Raw genomic sequence first — 19,094 nt, 5'->3', positions numbered from 1 at the left:
AGCGCTCCCATCACAACGGCCAGGACAGACACGCACGCCAATGTTTCGATCTCGTTCAGGGGGTTTCACAAACCCGTGACGGGCGTTACAGTCGCAAGCATCGCCGATGGGAGCGCTTCCATCGACGGAGATGCAAGTACAAGATCGCCGGGGACCTCGTGTGCCCGGTGCGCCAGCCCCATCGGCTGACGGCGGGCCAGCCCGGACGCCGCCGTCAGCCATCCACCCACCGACATGGAGGGAGGTGGAACCAGAGCCACTCGCGTGGCCCGGCTCCCGCGCGACACGCACGACCGGACGCCAATTCCACACGTGCGTGTGTGCATCACAGGTGGGGACGGGGGTTGCCCTCCCCCGTCCCCACACTAAACCCCCGTTGTCGACGGGAAAAGAGGCCGACGGGACAGGCGCGACGCGCCGCCCGGACGGCCTTCTTCGCTATCTGCCCCACCCTCGCCGCTCGCCCCCGCCCCCGAGCGACACCCCGCCCACCCACACCTCCGGCCGCCCGGCGGCCGGGCCGCGCCCCTGCCGCGGTCCGCCCGCGGGACGCGGCCGGCCGCGCCTGGCCTATGCTGGGAGCGCTCCCGGCCCCCAGGGCGGCCAGTCACTCCGAGGAGAACGCCCATGTCGCTACTCACCAGACGGCGCATGCTCCGCCGTGCCGCCCTCTCCGCGACCGCCGCCGGCGCGGCCCGGACCGGGCTGGTCGGCGCCGCCGCGGCCGGGACCGTCGCGTCCACCACCGCCGTCGCCGGCTGCGACGGCACACCCGATCACGACGGCGACGCCGACCCCGACGGCGCGCTGCGCTTCCCGACCGGCTTCAGCTGGGGCGCGGCCACCTCGGCCTACCAGATCGAGGGGGCGGCCAAGGAGGACGGGCGGGGCGAATCCGTCTGGGACACCTTCAGCCACACCCCGGGCCGCACCCGCAACGGCGACACCGGCGACGTGGCGGCCGACCACTACCACCGGTACGCCGAGGACCTCGACCTCATGCGCGACCTCGGGCTGCGCAGCTACCGGTTCTCCATCTCCTGGCCGCGCATCCAGGCCGACGGGTCCGGCCGGCCCAACCAGCGCGGCCTGGACTTCTACCGGCGACTGGTGGACGGGCTGCACGAGCGGGGCATCGCGCCGATGGCCACCCTCTTCCACTGGGACCTCCCCCAGGCCCTCCAGGACGCCGGCGGCTGGGAGAACCGGGACACCGCCGAGCGCTTCGCCGACTACGCCGACGCCGTGTTCCGCGCCCTCGGCGACCGGGTGCCGGTCTGGCTGACCGTCAACGAGCCGAAGACCGTGGTGCAGAACGGCTACCTCTGGGGGCACCACGCGCCCGGCCGGCAGGACCCGGCGGCGGCGTACCTGGTCGCCCACCACCTCCAGCTCGCCCACGGCCTCGCCGTCCGCGCGCTGCGCGCCGCAGGCGTCGAGGGGCGGATCGGGCCGGCGCTCAACCTGCACCCCTGCTACCCCGCCGACGACACCGCCGAGGCGGCCACCGCGACCCGGCTGTACGACGGCTACGAGAACCGGCTCTACCTGGACTCGATCTTCAAGGGCGCGTACCCGGAGGACGTGCTGGCCGACCTGGGCGCCGAGAGCCGGATGGTCCGCGGCGTGCGGGACGGCGACCTGAAGATCATCTCCAGCCCGGTCGACCTGCTCGCGGTGCAGTACTACACGCCGATCTACGTCACCGGCCAGGGCGACACGGTCCGCAGGTGGCCGACCTCCGAGGCGGAGTGGCAGCAGATCTACCCCGAGGGGATGTACGACATCCTGACCCGGGTCACCCGGGACTACGGCCGAGTGCCGATCACCATCACCGAGAACGGCCTGCCCTGCCCCGACACCCTCGCCGCGGACGGCACCGTCGACGACAGCGCGCGGATCGACTTCCTCCGCGACCACTTCGCCGCCGCCCACCGGGCCATCCGGGACGGCGTGCCGCTGGAGAGCTACCACGTCTGGTCGCTGCTGGACAACTTCGAGTGGGCCGAGGGCTACGAGCAGCGCTGGGGCTTGGTCTACGTGGACTACCCGACCCAGCGCCGGGTGCTCAAGCGCAGCGCCCACTGGTACCGCGACGTGATCCGCCGCAACGGGCTCTAAGAGTTGAGCCGCAACGGCTGTTGCGGCTCACGGCCCGGCCCAGCTGCGCCCGAAGGCAGGTGCGGCTGCTTGGGTTGGGTGGTCCTGCGTGGCCGTGGCACCCGGCGTACCAGGTGCTCGTTCTCATCAGGGGTGTCCCGTGGTCGGGTCTTTCGTCCGGCAGAGGCCACCAGGGTGGTGGCTGCCGCACCTGCCGTGCCACGGCGGTGGAGCCGGGGCAGGGTGGTCACGGTTGACCGGGCCAGGGCCTCTTGCTGCCCTTGCACCCGTGCCGCCAGCGCGGCCCGGAAGTCTTCATCGATGTAAGCGGTTGCCGGCTGGTCGGGGTGGGTGAGACGGACGCAGGCGGCCATCGCCGCGGCGACCAAGTCCCTATCCCCGGCCAGCCGGCAGACCGGGCAGGTATGAGTGCGCTGGCCGAGGGGTTTCTTCTCCCGGCGGCCACACGGGCACTGCTGCGACAGCGCCGTCTGCCGGGTTCCGGCCCGTAGCAGCCGGCCACCGGCCACCGCGCACTCGGCTCTCAGCGCGGTAATGAGCATGCCCGGCGAGAACAGGGCGATGCCGCGGCCCCACAGCCGCGCCCAGGCGCGAATGTCGGTGTGCTCGACGACTAGGTGCGGGCCGTGCACGGCGACAATGCTGCGGGCGGTGTCGCGGGCCCGGGCGTGTCTCGCCTGCGACGCGGAGCGACTGTCGGCGGCGTGCTGGCCGCGGGTGCGCCGGTAGGTGGTGGAAAGGGTGTCGCGGCGGTACGCCTGCCTCGGCCTACCGGCCGCGTCCGATATGCGGGCGCCGCCGGGGAGGTCGACGCTCCTCGCCGGCAGGCCGGCGCCTGCGCGCCGGGCGGCGCGCTTCTGCTGCCGGACAGACAGCCGGTACTGGTAGGGGTTGCTGTTGCGGCGGGACCGGTCCAGGGCCCGCTGCCGGCGGCGGGCGGTGACTGTGGCCTTTTCCGCCGCGGCGCGCTGGTTCGGGATGACGGTCACCTGGCCAGCGACGAGGCCGCCAGGGACGCCGGGGTCGGCAGGCATCGAGACGACCGAGAGATTGGACACGTTACCGTCCACCCCGCCGACCCGGTCCCGCGGTGCGGCCGCCCGCCGGGTGGCGACCGCCGGACTCGTCCAGCCCTGGTCGAGGATCATCAAGTGGGCGTAGACGCGCCACCCGCCGGGCGCTTTCGGGTCCTCGATTCGCACGAGGTCGATCTTGTGCCATTGGTCGGGTCGGCCGAGAAAGTGGTCCAGACGGCTCTGCTGTCCGGCACCCTGCGGCAGCCGGACCGGCAGGACCAGGTCTTGACCGCACCCGGTGAATACCACCGCCAGCGGCCCGTCGTACGCCCACCAGCCGGCGGAGTCGGCGGGTCGTTCCGGTGCTTGCAGGACAGTCGGCTGCGACAACGCGGATTCCGGATCATGGGGCGGGAACGCCATGCGGTGCCCATCGAGGGAGCCGACCAGCCGGAACGTCTCCCACGTGTGCGGCTTCGTGTGCGAACGCGCCCGGCCGGGGATCCGGGTCGAATCCCACCAGGTGCCGACCCTCGGCCGGCCATGCCGGTGGCCGGTGGCGTCGGCGAACAGGTGCCGGTCGACCGTCTCCCAGACCTCGTCGGCCAAGTGCATCGCCAAGGCTTTGGTCAAATGGTGGCGCAGCCACACCGACTCGTCGAGGTGCTGGTATGCGGCCTGCTCAAACGCGGTCCGGGACAGCCGGAACCGGCGGCGCGCCTCGGCCGGGCTCCACTCGGCGCGCAGCTGGTGCGCGGCCCAGTACGCGTCCACCCGTGCCCGGGCCTGCCGCTGCAACGCCCGCCGCAGTTGGAACTCGGCGGCGAATATGCCGAACACCCGGCGCCGGCGGCCGGTCTCGGTCAGGTCCACCTCGAGCCGGATCACCGCGGTCGGAGCGTCCTTGTCCCGGCGCCAGTTCCTCGCCTTCGACTTGCCCCGCGTGCGCCGGGCGCCGGGCCGCTCTGCCGTCAACGTTTCCCGTCACCTCCACCCACGTGCACAGCGCCGTGCCGGTAGACGGCAGCATACGACCACGATTCACATGTACATCAGTCGCCGCATCGACCAGACTGACCAACTGATCAGCGCCGTCGCGATCTACAACCAGCGCCTCGACCAGTTACGACTCAACTCTCAGGCGGGCAGGCCCGGCCGGCGCGACGCCGGCCGGGCCTGCCCCACCGTCAGCGGGGCAGCGCCTGCTGGAGTTCCGCCCGCAACGCCGGGGTGAGCATCTCGCCGGCCTGCTTGGCCAGCCGCGCCATCTCGTAGCCGACCACGCCGATGTCGGCGTCCGCCCCGGCCAGCGTCGCCAGGATCGAGCCGTCCCGGATCTGCATGACCAGGAAGTAGCCCCGGCCCATCTCGACGACGGTCTGCTTCACGACGTCACCGTCGAACATCTGCGCCGCGCCGGCCGTGATGCTCATCAGCCCCGAGGTCACCGCGGCCAGCTTGTCCGCGTGGTCGCGGGGCAGGTGCGCGGAGATCGCCACGAGCAGGCCGTCGGAGGAGACCACCACGGCGTGGGCCACCCCCGGCACCCGCTCCGCGAACGCGTTCACCAGCCAGCTCAGGTCCCGTGCCTCCTGGCTCAACGTCGTCACTGTCGTCGTCCTCCTTCGTCGCGCGGCAGGTAGATCTCGGTGGTCTCCTCGGCCTCCGCCCGCCGTACCCCGTTGTAGTAGCGGGAGAGCATGCCGCCGACCGCCTCCGGGTCCGGTTCGTGGCGCGCGGACCGGTTCGGGCCCGCGGGCCGGGTGACCGCGGTGAGCTGGGCCATCGGTACGCGTACCGGCAGGCCCCGCTCGTTGGTCCCTCCGGTGACCGGCGTCGTGGCGGGCGGTGGTGTCACACCGAGCACCGCGGACGACGGGCCCTGGCGGCTGAACCAGCCCCCGCCGGCCGGCGACCCGGCCGCCGGGGCGAGCACGTCCTCGGCCCGGCCCGGCACCGGGCGCGGCCTCGGCACGGCCGCCCCACCGTCGGGCGCCGCGACGGGCCGGCCCGGCAGCGGTGACTCCGTGGCGGGCGACGCCACGCCGAGCGGCAACCCCGTCAACGGCGACACCGGCAGCTCCGCCGGCGCGGCCAGCGGGCGGCGGCCGGCCACCGGCAGCTCGGCGGTCGCCGCGCGGAGCGGGCCGGCGTCTGGCGCCAGGCGGGACGCGGCGGCCACCTGGCTGGTCAGCATCCGCGGCGCGGCCGGCTGGTCCAGCGCGGGCGGGGGCGCGGCGGCCAGCAGCTCGGCCGGGATCCGGACCCGGGCCACCAGGCCCTCGTGGCCGCCCCGCAGCCGCACCCGCACGCCGTGCCGGGCACCCAGGTGGCTCACCACGAACAGGCCCATCCGCTCGGAGGCCGCCACGTCGGCCGCCGGCGGCTCGGCCAGCACCGCGTTCGCCTCGGCCAGCGCGGCCGGGCTCATCCCCAGCCCCTGGTCGACGATCTCCACGTACGCGCCCGGGCCCTCGGCCCCGGCGACCACCCGCACCACCGTGTCCGGCCGGGAGAAGGCGGTGGCGTTCTCCAGCAGCTCGGCGAAGAGGTGCACCAGGTCACCCACCGCGTGCCCGACGACGTGCAGGTCGGACCGGGAGTCGTGGCGCACCCGCTGGTACTGCTCGATCTCCGCGCTGGCCGCCAGCAGCACCGCGCCGAGGCCGACCGGCCGGTTCCACCGCCGGCTGGACTCGGTGCCGGCGAGCACCAGCAGGCTCTCGTCGTTGCGGCGCATGCGGGCGGCCAGGTGGTCGAGCTTGAACAGGTTCTCCAGCTGGTCCGGGTCGCTCTCCTCGCGTTCCAGCTCGTCGAGAAGTTCGAGCTGCCGCTCGACCAGCACCTGGCTGCGCCGGGCCAGGTTGACGAACATGGCGTTGACGTTGCGCCGCATCATCGCCTGCTCGACCGCCACGTCGACGGCGCTGCGGTGCACCGCCACGAACGCCTCGGCCAGCTCGCCGATCTCGTCCTGCGAGTCGACCACCGCCGGCGGCACGTCGATCACGCCCACCGGGCGGTCGACCGCGCGCAGCCGGTCCAGGGTGTGCGGCAGCTCCACCTGCGCGATCCGCAGCGCCTGGCCGCGCAGCAGCCGCATCGAGCGGGCCACCGACCGGCCGACCAGCAGCGAGATCAGCACCGCCACCAGGAGCACGCCGACGATGCCGCCGACCACCAGCAGGGTGTCCCGCAGCTGCCGGGCGCTGGCGTCGTCGGCCTGGCGTACGGCGTCGTCGAGGACCTCGCTCTCGAGCTGGCGCAGCAGCTCCTGCCGCTGCTCGCTGGCCGCCCACCACTGCGTCGCGGGCAGCAGCGCCGGCTCGGCGGTCCCGCTGGGCAGGGTCTGCTCCTCGAGCCGGGCGGCCGAGACGAACGCCGGGTCGACCGAGGTCTGGTCGTAGCGGCGGACCTGGTCGGCGGTCGCCGCCACCCGGAACGCGCCCAGCGCGGTGAGCTGCTGGGCCCGCAGGTCGGTCAGGGAGACCTGGTCGTCCACCTCGTACCGGCCGGCCCGGGCGGCGGCGTAGAGCTCGGCCCGGATCCGCGAGGACAGCTCCTTGACCCGGGAGAGCTGCACGTACCGCAGCACCGCGTTGGTCAGCGCCCGCTGGCGGTCGCCGGGCGACGGCTCGGCCAGCAGGTTGAGCAGGGCCGCGATGGCCCGGTGGTAGTTGCTCAGCACGGTGTCGCTGGAGAGCACCGCCGGCGCCACGGCGGCGCGGATGTAGACGACCTGGTCGTATGCCTCCAACACCTCGGAATAGGCCACCCGCCAGGCGGCATCGGCGTCGGCGAGGGGCTCGGCCGCGGCGCGCAGCTCGGTCACCGCCCGGTCGGAGGCGTCCTGGAGCGGCTTGAGCGCGGCGACCGCGGCGTCCCGGTCGGCGCCGCCGCCGGCCTTGCGCAGCGCGGCCAGCTCCCCGGCGGAGCGGTCCCGCTCCTGCTGGAGGCGGTCCACCGCCGTGCTGATCTGCCGGCCGATGCCGACCTGCTGGGCGAAGTCGCTCAGCGCGGTGGTCTGCCCCACCAGCCCGCGGGTCTGCACGCCGGCGAGCACCAGGAACGCCACCGAGGGCAGCACCAGCACGGTGGCGAGCTTGGTGCGCATCCGCCAGTCCCGCAACCGGAAGCGCGAGCGCCGCCGGTGCGGCGCCACCCGGTCCTCGGACGGGCTCCGGCGCGACTGCGGCGCCGTTCCGCGAGCCGGGTCGGGACCTGCGCCCAACGTTCCTCCTCGGTCCCACTCGGCTCCACCCGAACGGGGAGCGGAAGTCCATCCAACCAGGCCGGCGGGCGGTGTCAAACGGTCGGCCGGCCGCACGACCAGGAAGGTCAGCGCGGCGGGCGGCCGCCTACGGTGTTCGGCGCGTTCCGGTCGTCCGTCCGGCCGATGCCGGCCACGTGCGCCGCGTCGGCGACCCGGCCGAGCGCGACCAGCGCGGCCCCGGTGGCCCCGATCTCCGGGTTGCGCTGGTAGCGCACCGTGCGCGGGGCCAGCGCGTCGACGAACGCCCCCCGCCACCAGGCCGAGGCGGCCATCGCGCCGCCGCCCAGCACCACCTCGGCCGGCCCGCTCGCGCCGGCCTCCACCAGGGCCAGGTCGTCGGCCATGAGCCGGCACAGCTCGGTCATCAGCACGGCGAGGATGTCGACGGCGGTGGTGCCGAAGCTCAGGCCGCGCAGCTCCCCGGAACCGGCCGGGGCGGCCCCGGGCGGCCGGTCCCCGCCGAGCCGCGGGTTGGCGCGCAGGGTCAGGTTCGCGCCGGCCCGGGTCAGCGCGGCCTCCAGGTCGGCGCCGGGCGGCAGCCGCAGCTCGCGGGACGCCCAGGCGAACAGGTTCCCCCCGCTGGAGTACGCAGCCCCGGTCACCACGTGCTCGTGGTCGACCCGGTAGCGCCAGAGCTGCTCGGGCAGGGGCGGCAGCGGCGCCCCGGCCGGCACCGCCTGGAGGAGGCGTACCGCGGCGGAGGTGCCGACGGTGATCGCGGCGCGGGACGGGTCGACACAGCCGGAGCCCACGTTGGACGCCGCGCCGTCGCCGATCGGTGCGGCCCAGCGGGCGTCGGCGAGCTGCGGCCAGCGCTGGGCGTGCTCGACGCGGAGCCGGCCGCGCCACCGCTGCGGGGCCAGCGCCGGAAGGTCCTCGGGGCGTACGCCGGCCAGCTCGCACGCCTCGGCGTCCCACTCCAGCCGGCGCAGGTCGAGCAGCCCGGTGCCGGAGGCCATCGACACGGACATCGGCGCCTCGTCGAGCAGCACGCCGAGGACGTACTCGACCAGCCCGCTGAAGCGGGCGACGGGGGTGCCGCAGTGCGCCCGCAGCCAGGGCAGCCGCATGGTCCAGTAGCAGCGGTGCCACCAGCCGCCGGTGCGCTCGTGGAACGCGTCCGGGTCGGTCGGGCCGGGGGCGCCGGCGGGGGCCTGCGGCCGGGTGTCCATCCAGGTGAGCACCGGGCCGAGCGGCGCGCCGTCGGCGCCCAGCGGCAGCACCGAGTGCCACTGCGCGGAGGTGGCCACCAGTTCCACGTCGCGCAGGTGCCCGCCGGCGGCCAGCTCGTCCAGGCACTCCGTGAGGCAGGCCAGGTAGCGGGGGCCGTCCAGCGTGCCGCTGCCGTCGTCGCCGGCCGTGAGGTGCACCTTGCGGCGGGCCAGCGCGCCGGGGCGCGGGACGGCGTCCGCGTCCAGCACGAGCCCGCGCACCGAGGAGGTGCCCAGGTCCAGAGCGAGAATGTCCATCGCGGGTCAACCTACCCGTCGGGAGGGGCGCCGAAGCCAAGATCCGCCGGCCGGCGCGGCGATCGGGTTCCCCGCCGCGGCCCGCTCGCGTACAGTGATCGCCATGCCCGCGCACCTGTCCTGCTGGTGGCCCGCCGACCCGGCGGCCCACTCCCGCGCGTAGCTTTCCCCACGCGGCCGCCCCACGAGGCGGCCGCCGGTCTCTTCCCGGCACCCCGGGGCCGCCCCACCGGCGGCCTCCGGCCCACCGAGGAGACCCGATGACCCGCCCGCACGACCCGCTGGCCGCCGTCGCGGCCGGCCGCGACCCCGGCCCGTTCGCGCTCGTCCGCCGCGAGGGCGCCGACCACGTCGACCTGTTCGCCGGTCCGGTACGCACCGTCGACCGGCTCGCCGACATCCCGCTGCCCGACGACGCCCCCGGGCCACGCACGCTGGCCCTGGTCCCGTACCGGCAGATCGCCGAGCGCGGCTTCGCCTGCGTGGACGACGGCCTGCCGCTGGAGTGCCTGGTGATCTCCGAGCACCGGCGGCTCCCGCTCGACGAGGTGCTGGCCGCACTGCCCGACGCGCCGGTGGTGACCCGCGACGCCGCCTTCGACATCTCCGACGCCGAGTACGCGGACACCGTCGGCCGGGTGCTGACCGACGAGATCGGCCGGGGCGAGGGCGCCAACTTCGTCATCCACCGCACCCTGCGGGCCGGTGTGCAGGGCCCGCCGCTGGTGGCCGCCCTGGCCGCGCTGCGCCGGCTGCTGCTGCGCGAGCGGGGCGCGTACTGGACGTTCGTGGTGCACACCGGCACCCGGATCCTGGTCGGGGCGAGCCCGGAACGGCACGTCAGCGTGGACGACGGCCTGGTCATGATGAACCCGATCAGCGGCACCTTCCGGCACACCGGCGCGGCGGCCGACCGGGACGCGCTGCTGCGCTTCCTCGACGACCCGAAGGAGGTCGAGGAGCTGTACATGGTGCTCGACGAGGAGCTGAAGATGATGGCCACGGTCGCCGAGCACGGCGGCCAGGTGGTCGGGCCGTACCTGAAGGAGATGGCGCACCTCGCGCACACCGAGTACCTGCTGGCCGGGCGGGGTTCGTCGGACGTCCGGGAGGTACTGCGGGAGACCATGTTCGCGCCCACGGTCACCGGCAGCCCGATGGAGAACGCCTGCCGGGTGATCGCCCGCCACGAGCGGACCGGCCGGCGCTACTACGCCGGGGTGCTCGCCCTCCTCGGCCGCGACGAGCAGGGCCGGCAGACCCTCGACGCGCCGATCCTGATCCGCACCGCCGAGCTGTCCCCCGCGGGCGAGCTGCGGGTGCCGGTCGGGGCGACCCTGGTGCGGCACTCCACGGCCGCGGGCGAGGTGGCCGAGACGCACGCCAAGGCGGCCGGGGTGCTGGCCGCGCTCGGCCTCGGCCCGGACGCCCCGGCCCGTGACGCCGGGCCCGCGCTCCGGTACGCCGACGACCCCGAGGTGCGCGCCGCGCTGGCCGCCCGCAACACCCCGCTGGCCCGGTTCTGGCTGGACCAGCGGGTCCCGGGGGCGACCGCGCTGCCCGGGCTGGCCGGCCGGCGCGCGTTGATCGTGGACGGTGAGGACACCTTCACCGGGATGCTCGCCCACCAGCTCGGCGCGCTCGGCCTGGCGGTGACCCGGCGGGACTGGCACCGGGCCGGCCCGGTCGACGGGTACGACCTCGTGGTGGTGGGCCCGGGCCCGGGCGACCCGAACGACCTCGCCGAGCCGAAGATGGCGAGCATGCGGGCCCTGCTGGCGGGGCTGCTCGCGGCCGGCCGCCCGACCCTGGCGGTCTGCCTCGGCCACCAGCTCCTGGCCGGGCTGCTCGGGCTGCCGCTGCACCGCCGCGACGCGCCCTACCAGGGGTTGCCGCGGGACGTGCCGGTGTTCGGGGTGACCCGTCGGGTCGGCTTCTACTCCAGTTTCACCGCCCGCGCCGAAGCGGACCGGGTCGCCACCGGGTACGGCCCGGTGGAGCTGTCCCGTGACCCGGCGGACGGGGCGGTGCACGCGCTGCGTGGGCCGGGCTTCGCCGGCGTGCAGTTCCACCCGGAGTCCGTGCTCAGCCGGGACGGCATGGCGGTCCTGGCGGACCTGCTCGGGCATCTGCTGGCCCATCCCGCGCTGACCGGGCATGGTCCGGCCGATCGGGGGTAGGGCGGGAGGCGACCGGTGGTGGGGCGAGCCGAGAGCCCTCGTCCCGCCACCGGTCACCACGGGTCCGGGGTCAGCCGGCCATGCCCTTCTTGAACGCCGCGCCCATCTGCACGGCCCGCTTGGCGGTCAGCGCGGTGGCCCCGAGGGCCAGGTGGTCCGGGGCGATCTCGCCGTTGTTGCTGGTGTGCGAGGCGCCGTACGGGTTGCCGGCGACGAACTGGCTGGGGTCGGTGTAGCCGGGGGTCACGACGATGCCGCCCCAGTGGTAGAAGATCGTGTAGAGCGAGAGCAGCGTGGCCTCCTGGCCGCCGTGCGAGGTGGCGGTCGAGGTGAAGCCGCTGTAGACCTTGTTGGCCAGCGCGCCCTGGGCCCAGAGTGGGCCGGTGGTGTCGATGAACTGTTTGAGCTGGGCGGCGATCATGCCGTAGCGGGTGGGCGAGCCCATGATCACCACGTCGGCCCAGGAGAGGTCGTCCGGCTGCGCCTCCATCACGTCCTGGGTCTCCAGCCGGTGCGCCTGCCAGCCCGAGTTCGAGCGGATCGCCTCGTCCGGCGCCAGCTCACGTACCTTGCGCAGGCGTACCTCGGCGCCGGCCTCGCCGGCGGCCTCGCACGCCGCCTGCGCCATCTGGTAGGTGATGCCGGTCGCGCTGTAGTAGATCACCGCGGCCTTGACCTGGCCATCCATCAGACGATTCCTCCTCGGTGTCAGGGTCAGCTCCGGCGACTACCCGTTGCTTGCGAGAGCAAACGCCGGGCGCGGACCGGCCGGGCGCCGGAGGGCTTCCGGCACCCGACGAGCCGGGGGTACGGGGACCTACCCGCCGAACGAGCGGGGTCGATACCTTGCCGCCGCTCAAGATTTGCGCAAGTTCCGATGGAAACCGCTTCCCCGGGTCCCGGCGCCCGGGGATCCTGATGCCACCGGTGCCGGCGTACCGCCGCCGCCCCGCACCGGGCACCTGAACGGGGGATCGCGCTCCGCCGGCAACGTGGCTGGCGTAGCGCGATCAGGGGCACCGGCCCGGCTCAGTCGTTGAGCTTGTCCCGCAGGTCGGTCACCCGCTTCTCCAACCGGTTCACCGCCTGCTCGTTGTTGATGAAGGTGCTGATGCCGGCGGCGAGGGCCAGCCCGATCAGCACCGCCAGGGCGCTGAGCACCAGACCACCGATCGCCACCCCGCGCCCGGTGACGCCGGGCCGCCGGCTCATCCGCAGCCCGAAGACGCCCAGGATGAGCCCGATGATCCCCAGCAGCAGCCCGACCGAGGCCAGGATCGCGGTGAGCACGCTGAGCAGGGCCGCCACGCCGAACACCAGCGAGAAGGTCGCCGCGGCGCTGGTCTTCGCACCGCCGGCCGTGCCCGCCGGCCGGGCGGTGGTGGCCCGTCCGGCGCCCCGGGCCGGTTCACTGGACGCTGTCATCACGCACACCTCGCATTCCTCGCATCGGTTTCCGGCGGGGCATCCCCGCTCCGGCGGCACTCATGCCTCGCACCCGGGGTCGTTTCCGGCACCGTTGCTACCCCTCCTCCTATTCGTCCGGGTTCTGCGGAATGCCGGGCGCGCTGCCGGGGATCCACGTCGTGACCCACGAGAGGAAGGACGAACCATGCGACTCACGGAGCAGCAGGTCCGCTCGCTGTACGGGCAGGACGTCCAGGACCGCTCGGGCGCGAAGATCGGCAGCGTGGGCCAGGTCTGGGCCGATCCCAGCGGCGAGGCGACCTGGGTCAGCGTGAAGACCGGCGTGATGGGCCACCACGAGTCGATGGCACCGCTGGAGGCGGCCCGGATGCAGCAGGACGGGCGGCTCCAGGTGCCGTACGACAAGGCCACCGTGCGCAGCGCGCCGAGTGTGGAGACCGGCACCGCCCAGCCGCTCAGCACCGAGCAGCTCGCCCAGCTCTATCAGCACTACCAGCTCGGGGAGCAGGCCGGGCCGGCGCCGCAGCGGATGCCGGGCGCTCCGGAGGTGGTCCGCTCCGAGGAGCGGCTGCGGGTCGGCACCCAGAGCGAGCCGGCCGGCGCGGCACGGCTGAGCAAGCGCGTGGTCACCGAGAATGTCCAGACGAGCGTGCCGGTCGAGCACGACGAGGTGACCGTCGTCCACGAGCCGATCAGCGAGGCCGACCGGGACGCCGTCCGGGCCGGCATCGGCGAGGAGCAGCGCGAGATGGAGCTGCGCGCCGAGCACCCGGTGGTCGCCAAGGAGCAGGTCCCGGTCGAGCGGGTCCGGCTGAACAAGGACGAGGTCGTCGAGGAGCAGCCGGTCAACGCGCAGGTCCGCCGGGAGCTGGTGGACGCCGACGTGCCGGAGCGGGCACGCCGCAACCGCTGACGCGAGGCGCATCCCGGGCGGGTGGGCCACGGCCCGCCCGTCCGGTCGTCCGTCCGCCGGGAACGTCGCACCGCCGACCTATGCTGACCGTCCACGTCGACGGGAGGCCACCGCGTGACCGTACGTCTCACCGGCGCCGAGGCGCTGGCGCTGCGGATGACCAGCCTGCTGCTGCGCCCGCACCCCACCGCGCGCCCGGAGAGCGTGGCCGAGGTGGTCGAGTGGTTCGGCGCCATGCAGGCCCAGGACGCGGCGAGCGGCCTCTGGTCGCTCGGCGTACGCCTGCCCGGCCGGACGCAGGACGACGTGCGGGCGGCGCTGGAGCGGCGCGAGGCGCTGCGCACCTGGCCGATGCGCGGCACGGTGCACCTGGTGCCGCCCCGGGACGCGCGGTGGATGCTGGCGGTGACCGGCGTGCGGGTGCTGGCCGGCGCGGCCACGCGGCGGGCCCAACTGGGCCTGAGCGAGGCCGACGTGGACCGTGCCGCCGACGCGCTGGGCGAGGCCCTCGCGGGCGGGGGCCGGCTCACCCGGGCCGAGTGCCTGGCCACGCTGCGCGCCGCCGGCCTGGACACCACCGGCCAGCGCGGCTACCACCTGCTCTGGTACGCCAGTCAACGTGGCGTCACCTGCATCGCCCCGCACGTCGGCACCGAGCAGACGTTCGCGCTGCTGGACGAGTGGGCGCCGGACCCGCGCCACCCCGAGCGCGACGAGTCGCTGGGCGTGCTCGCCCACCGCTACGTCCGCGGCCACGGCCCGGTGACCCGGCACGAGCTGGCCCGGTGGACCGGGCTCACCGTGACCGACGCCACCCGGGGCATCGCGGCGGCCGGCGACGCGCTCGCCCCGGTCGAGGTCGACGGGGTGCCGGCGGTGGTCGACGCCGCCCTGCTCGACGCGCCCCGGGCCCCGGTCGACACCGTGCACACCCTGCCCGGCTTCGACGAGTACCTGCTGGGCTACAAGGACCGCACGCTGATGCTCGATCCCGCGCACGCGAACGCCGTCGTCCCCGGCAACAACGGGATCTTCCAGGCCACGGTGGTGCGCGGCGGCCGGGTGGTCGGCACCTGGAAGCGCAGCGTGGGCAAGCAGGTGGTCACCGTGACCGTGCAGCCGCTGGAGCCCTTCGACGCCGCGCTGCGGGCCGGCGTCGAGTCGGCCCTCAACGGCTACGCCGACTTCCTCGGCCTGCCGCTGCGGCTGACCTGGTGACACGCGGCCGGGCCGGTGGGCGCCGCCCACCGGCCCGGACCCGGTGCCGTTCAGTCGGCCAGCGCGCCGGACGCCCGCCCCTCGTGCAGCGTGAGGTTCCGGCCGGTGGACGGGTCGAAGAGGTGGATCTTCTCCAGGTTGAACCAGACCCGCCGCGACTCGCCCTCGCGCACCGGCGACTCCGCCGACAGCCGGGTGACCAGGCTCGACCCGGTCCCGGTGAAGTCGGCGGCGCCCGCGTCGGCGGCCAGCTCCTCCAGCTCGGCGGCGCTGGCCCGCTCCCCCTCGACCGTGAAGTAGACGTACTTGTCCGAGCCCATCGACTCGACGATGTCGACCGGCGCGTCGAACTCCAGGCCCCGGCGGCGGGTCTCGTCGTCGATCAGCGCGGCGTCCTCGAAGTGCTCCGGACGGATGCCGAGGATCAGCTCGCGCGGGGCGTCGGCGCCGTCGAGCTGCCGGCGTACCCGGTCCCCGATCGGCACGTCGCCCAGCGCCGTACGCAAGTGACCGTCCTCGACGGCGGCGTGCAGGAAGTTCATCGACGGTGAGCCGATGAAGCCGGCGACGAAGAGGTTGCGCGGGTGGTCGTAGAGCTCCTGCGGCGGGCCGACCTGCTGCACCGCGCCGCCCCGCATGATCACCACGCGGTCGCCGAGGGTCATGGCCTCGGTCTGGTCGTGGGTCACGTAGACCGTGGTGGTGCCGAGCTGCTTCTGCAGCCGGGACACCACGGTGCGCATCTGCACCCGCAGCTTCGCATCCAGGTTGGACAGCGGCTCGTCCATGAGGAACGCCTTGGGCTGGCGGACGATCGCCCGGCCCATGGCCACCCGCTGCCGCTGCCCGCCGGAGAGGTTGGCCGGCTTGCGGTCCAGCAGCGGCGTCAGCTCCAGGACCTTCGCCGCCTCCTCCACCTTCTGGTGGATGGACTCCTTGTCCAGCTTCGCCAGCCGAAGCGGGAAGGCCATGTTCTCCCGCACCGTCATGTTCGGGTAGAGCGCGTAGGACTGGAAGACCATGGCGATGTCGCGGTCCCGGGGCGCCTTGTCGTTGACCCGCTGCCCCGCGATGCGCAGCTCCCCGGAGCTGATGTCCTCCAGCCCCGCGATCATGTTCAGGGTGGTGGACTTCCCGCAGCCGGAGGGGCCGACCAGGATGACGAACTCGCCGTCGGCGATCTCCAGGTCGACGCCCCGCACCGCGGTCGTCCCATCCGGGAACCGCTTGCTCACCTTGTCCAGCACGATGTCAGCCATGACAACACCACCTATCCCTTGACTGCGCCGGAGGTCAGGCCGGAGACGATGCGGCGCTGGAAGAAGAGCACGAACAGGATGATCGGAATGGTGATCACCACGGCGGCGGCGCAGATCGCCCCGGTGGGGTCCTCGAACTGCGACTCGCCGGTGAAGAACGACAGCGCCACCGGGACCGTACGGGCCCGCTCGGTCGAGGTGAGCGTGATGGCGAAGAGGAAGTCGTTCCAGCAGAAGATGAAGACCAGGATGGCCGTGGTGAACAGCCCCGGCGCCGCCAGCGGGGCGATCACCCGCCGGAACGCCTGGCCCTGGGTGGCGCCGTCCATCTTCGCCGCCTTCTCCAGGTCCCACGGGATCTGCTTGAAGAACGCCGAGAGCGTGTAGATCGCCAGCGGCAGGGCGAACGTGATGTACGGCAGGATCAGCCCCGGCCAGGTGTCGAAGAGGCCGAGCTGCCGCTCGATCTCGAACAGCGGCGACACCAGCGACACCTGCGGGAACATGGCGATCAGCAGGGACACCCCGACCAGCAGCTTCTTGCCGGGGAAGTCCAGCCGGGAAATCGCGTACGCGGCCATCGCGCCCAGCACCACCGCGATCAGGGTGGCGATCAGCGCGATGCCGATGGAGTTGACCAGGGCCCGGACGAACTGGTCGGTGTCGAAGATCGTCCGGTAGTTGTCCAGCGTCCACTCCCGGGGCCAGAACTTCCCGTCGGTGAGGGTGGCCGGGGTCTTGAACGACAGCGAGGCGATCCAGAGCACCGGGACCAGCGCGAAGACGACGACGATGACGTCCAGCAGGCCCCAGCGCACCTTCGCCCGCGTGGTGGTTTCGACTGCCATGTCAGCGCCTCTCCCCGTCGTCGCTGCCGGGGGCAGCGGTGCCGAACAGCTTCACGAACACGAACGCGATGATCGCCACGGTGAGGAAGATCAGCACCGACATCGTGGAGCCGATGCCGAGGTTCAACCCCCGGATCAGGTTGTTGTAGGCGAGCATCGACACCGACGAGGTCTCATTGCCGCCGGCGGTGAGCACGAAGATGTTGTCGAACACCCGGAACGCGTCCAGGGTGCGGAACAGCAGGGCGACCAGGATGGCCGGCTTCATGACCGGCAGCATCACCTTGGTGAACCGCTGCCAGGCCGTCGCGCCGTCGGTGGAGGCGGCCTTGAGCAGGTCCTCCGGCACCAGCGCCAGCCCGGCCATGAGCAGCAGCGCCATGAACGGGGTGGTCTTCCAGATCTCGGCCAGCATGATGATCGCCAGCGAGCTGGCCCGCTCGGTCAGCGGGGCACTGCCGTCGAACAGGTTGGCCAGGTAGCCGGTGCCGGGCGTCCAGGCGTACCGCCAGGAGAAGGCGGCGACCACGGTGACGATGCCGTACGGGATGAGCGCCGCGGTGCGGACGATGCCCCGGCCGACCAGCGTCCGGTGCATGATCAGCGCCAGGCCCATGCCGAGCACCAGTTCGACGGCGACGGTGACCACGGTGATCAGCGCGGTCACCCCGAACGCCGTCCACCAGAACTGGTTGGTCAGCACGGTCACGTAGTTCTCCAGCCCGATGAACTCGCGCTGGTCCGGGAAGCGCAGGTCGAAGCGCTGGAGCGACAACCAGACCGAGTAGAGGATCGGGTAGGCCGTGACCAGCACCATGACCAGCGCGGCCGGCGCGCAGAGCAGCCAGCCGAGGCGCCGCTCGGCGCGCTTGTTCTCGCTCAGCGGGGCCCGGGCCCGGCGGCCGGCCCGCTGGGTCGGGACGGCCGCGTGCCGGCCGCCGCCCCGGGTGGCGGTCTCGTCGGCGGCGACGTCCGCGCCGGCGGGAGTGGCGTTCACACTCACGGCAGCACCCCCTTCGACTCCAGCGCGTCGGCGATCGCGTCGCGCAGCTCGTTAGCGGTCTGCTCGGGCCGGATGGCCGACGGCGGCGACAGAATCGCCGACATGACCGTGGAGATGCTCTGGTACGCCGGGGTCAGCGGCCGGACCGCCGGCTCCTTCAGCTCCTCCAGGATGGTGTCCTTCATGGGGTACGCCTTGTCCATCTCCGGGTCGGCGTAGACCGACTCGATGGTGGGCGGCACCCCGTCGTTGACCGCGGAGAACTTCTGGTGCTCGGCGTTGCGGATGCACTTCGCCGCCTCGAAGGACTCCGTCGGGTGCTTCGAGTAGGCGCTGACCGCCATGTTGACCCCGCCGATGGTGACCTTGCTCGGGGTGTTCGCGTCGATGCCGGGCATCCGCGCCCACTTGACCTTCTTCGCCAGATCCGGGGCCGCCTCCTGCATCGCCGGGTAGACGAAGGGCCAGTTGACCTCGAAGGCGCCACCGCCGGACTGGAACTCCAGCCGGACCGGGTCCTCGGTGGCGTTGCTGAACGACGGCGACGTCACGCCCGACGTGGCGAACTTCTTGAGCTGGTCGAGCGCCTTGACGGTGCCCTCGTCCATGACGGCCTGCTTGCCGTCGTCGCTCAGGATCTTCCCGCCCGCGCTCTCGGCCAGGGTGTTGTAGAGGACGACGAGGCCCTCGTACTGGGCCCCCATGGTGAGCACCTGGTACGGCTTGCCCTGCTGCTTGAGCTGCTGGGCGGCGGAGATCATCTCGTCCCAGGTCTTCGGCGGCTCCTGGACCAGGTCGCTGCGGTACCAGAGGAGCTGCACGTTGGTGTTCTTCGGCGCCGCGTAGAGCTTGTCCTCGTAGCGGGCGGTGTCCAGCGGGCCGGCGAGCGTGCCCTGCTCCGCCTCGGCCTTGTCCTGGCCGGTCCACTCCCGGATCCAGTGGGCACTGGCGAACTCCTGCGTCCAGGTGACGTCGAGGCCGAGCACGTCCATCCCGCTGTCCTGCGCCGCGAGCCGCCGCACCATCTGCACCCGCTGGTCGTCGGCCTGCCGCGGCAGGACCCGGTAGACGATCTGGTAGCGCCCCTGGGCCTGCGCGTTGCAGTCGTCGACCACCTTCTGCAGGTTCTGCTCGGGCGGGTAGTACAGGTTGATCGTGGGCGGGCCACCGTCGCCGCCGGAACCGCAGGCGGCCAGCGGGGCCACCAACGCGAGTGCGGCGGCTGCCGCCGCCGCACGCCGGGCCGGCCGCCGCGCGGCCGGGTCGGGGTCCGTCGTCATCGCCCTCCCCCTTTCTTCGGCGAAGAGCCGGGGAGGTCACCCGTGCCCCGGCGCACGGCGAGACGGTCGGAGCGCCGGCCGGTCGG

The 19,094-nt window shown here is 73.5% G+C and carries 14 protein-coding genes; 4 read left to right on the top strand and 10 right to left on the bottom strand.

The genetic code is table 11. The annotated features are described in order from the left end of the window. Nucleotides 1-627 precede the first annotated feature (627 nt). A complete protein-coding gene (locus IEY96_RS29115) occupies nucleotides 628-2,121 on the top strand; it encodes a GH1 family beta-glucosidase (protein ID WP_189198004.1) in 1,494 nt (497 codons plus the stop codon). On the opposite strand, the gene IEY96_RS29110 is transcribed toward IEY96_RS29115, so the two are convergent. The 4 genes from IEY96_RS29110 to IEY96_RS29095 all read right to left on the bottom strand — a co-directional run bounded on the left by IEY96_RS29110 (nucleotide 2,118) and on the right by IEY96_RS29095 (nucleotide 8,879). Further along, entirely contained in the window at nucleotides 2,118-4,025 is a 1,908-nt protein-coding gene (locus IEY96_RS29110) for a zinc ribbon domain-containing protein (RefSeq protein ID WP_189198003.1), read from the bottom strand. The two genes, IEY96_RS29115 and IEY96_RS29110, sit on opposite strands and share 4 nt — an antisense overlap. 299 nt (nucleotides 4,026-4,324) lie before the next feature. Beyond that, nucleotides 4,325-4,747 carry a roadblock/LC7 domain-containing protein gene (locus IEY96_RS29105; protein WP_013287300.1) on the bottom strand — a complete coding sequence of 141 codons (423 nt, stop codon included), beginning with the start codon at nucleotides 4,745-4,747 and terminating at the stop codon, nucleotides 4,325-4,327. Continuing rightward, nucleotides 4,744-7,251, bottom strand: coding sequence for a sensor histidine kinase (locus IEY96_RS29100; protein WP_229791954.1), 2,508 nt, complete (start codon nucleotides 7,249-7,251; stop codon nucleotides 4,744-4,746). Before IEY96_RS29100 ends, IEY96_RS29105 begins: the two co-directional genes overlap by 4 nt. Before the next feature lie 224 nt (nucleotides 7,252-7,475). Then, a complete protein-coding gene (locus IEY96_RS29095) occupies nucleotides 7,476-8,879 on the bottom strand; it encodes an FGGY family carbohydrate kinase (protein ID WP_189198001.1) in 1,404 nt (467 codons plus the stop codon). Between the two features lie 260 nt (nucleotides 8,880-9,139). Between IEY96_RS29095 and IEY96_RS29090 the strand changes: the two genes are divergently transcribed. Further along, a complete protein-coding gene (locus tag IEY96_RS29090) occupies nucleotides 9,140-11,059 on the top strand; it encodes a chorismate-binding protein (protein ID WP_189198000.1) in 1,920 nt (639 codons plus the stop codon). Nucleotides 11,060-11,129: 70 nt separating this feature from the next. Here the strand turns inward: IEY96_RS29090 and wrbA are convergent, their stop codons facing one another. Then, nucleotides 11,130-11,747 carry an NAD(P)H:quinone oxidoreductase gene (wrbA, locus tag IEY96_RS29085; protein WP_189197999.1) on the bottom strand — a complete coding sequence of 206 codons (618 nt, stop codon included), beginning with the start codon at nucleotides 11,745-11,747 and terminating at the stop codon, nucleotides 11,130-11,132. Between the two features lie 341 nt (nucleotides 11,748-12,088). After that, the gene (locus tag IEY96_RS29080) at nucleotides 12,089-12,484 is read right to left on the bottom strand and encodes a hypothetical protein (protein WP_189197998.1); all 396 of its coding nucleotides are present in this window, start codon (nucleotides 12,482-12,484) and stop codon (nucleotides 12,089-12,091) included. 187 nt (nucleotides 12,485-12,671) lie between these two features. On the opposite strand from IEY96_RS29080, the gene IEY96_RS29075 reads away from it, so the two are divergent. Beyond that, the gene (locus IEY96_RS29075; protein WP_189197997.1) at nucleotides 12,672-13,400 is read left to right on the top strand and encodes a YsnF/AvaK domain-containing protein; all 729 of its coding nucleotides are present in this window, start codon (nucleotides 12,672-12,674) and stop codon (nucleotides 13,398-13,400) included. A 114-nt stretch (nucleotides 13,401-13,514) separates the two neighbouring features. Beyond that, complete coding sequence (locus IEY96_RS29070; protein ID WP_189197996.1) at nucleotides 13,515-14,618, top strand: winged helix DNA-binding domain-containing protein; 1,104 nt, start codon at nucleotides 13,515-13,517, stop codon at nucleotides 14,616-14,618. A 50-nt stretch (nucleotides 14,619-14,668) separates the two neighbouring features. Here IEY96_RS29070 and IEY96_RS29065 read toward each other — a convergent pair whose 3' ends face one another. From IEY96_RS29065 to IEY96_RS29050, 4 genes are read right to left on the bottom strand one after another with little or no spacing between them, the layout of a single operon-like run. Beyond that, entirely contained in the window at nucleotides 14,669-15,877 is a 1,209-nt protein-coding gene (locus IEY96_RS29065; protein WP_189197995.1) for an ABC transporter ATP-binding protein, read from the bottom strand. 11 nt (nucleotides 15,878-15,888) lie between these two features. Further along, nucleotides 15,889-16,725, bottom strand: a complete 837-nt coding sequence (locus IEY96_RS29060) for a carbohydrate ABC transporter permease (protein ID WP_091321024.1) — start codon at nucleotides 16,723-16,725, stop codon at nucleotides 15,889-15,891. Nucleotide 16,726: 1 nt separating this feature from the next. Then, nucleotides 16,727-17,728 (bottom strand): carbohydrate ABC transporter permease, encoded by a 1,002-nt coding sequence (locus IEY96_RS29055; protein ID WP_308429955.1) that lies wholly within the window; start codon nucleotides 17,726-17,728, stop codon nucleotides 16,727-16,729. Beyond that, nucleotides 17,725-19,008, bottom strand: coding sequence for an ABC transporter substrate-binding protein (locus IEY96_RS29050; protein ID WP_189197994.1), 1,284 nt, complete (start codon nucleotides 19,006-19,008; stop codon nucleotides 17,725-17,727). Before IEY96_RS29050 ends, IEY96_RS29055 begins: the two co-directional genes overlap by 4 nt. Nucleotides 19,009-19,094 lie beyond the last annotated feature (86 nt).

Source organism: Micromonospora fulviviridis (assembly GCF_014648395.1).
Classification (GTDB): Bacteria; Actinomycetota; Actinomycetes; order Mycobacteriales; family Micromonosporaceae; genus Micromonospora; species Micromonospora fulviviridis.
This window is presented reverse-complemented; position numbering and strand designations above follow the sequence as displayed.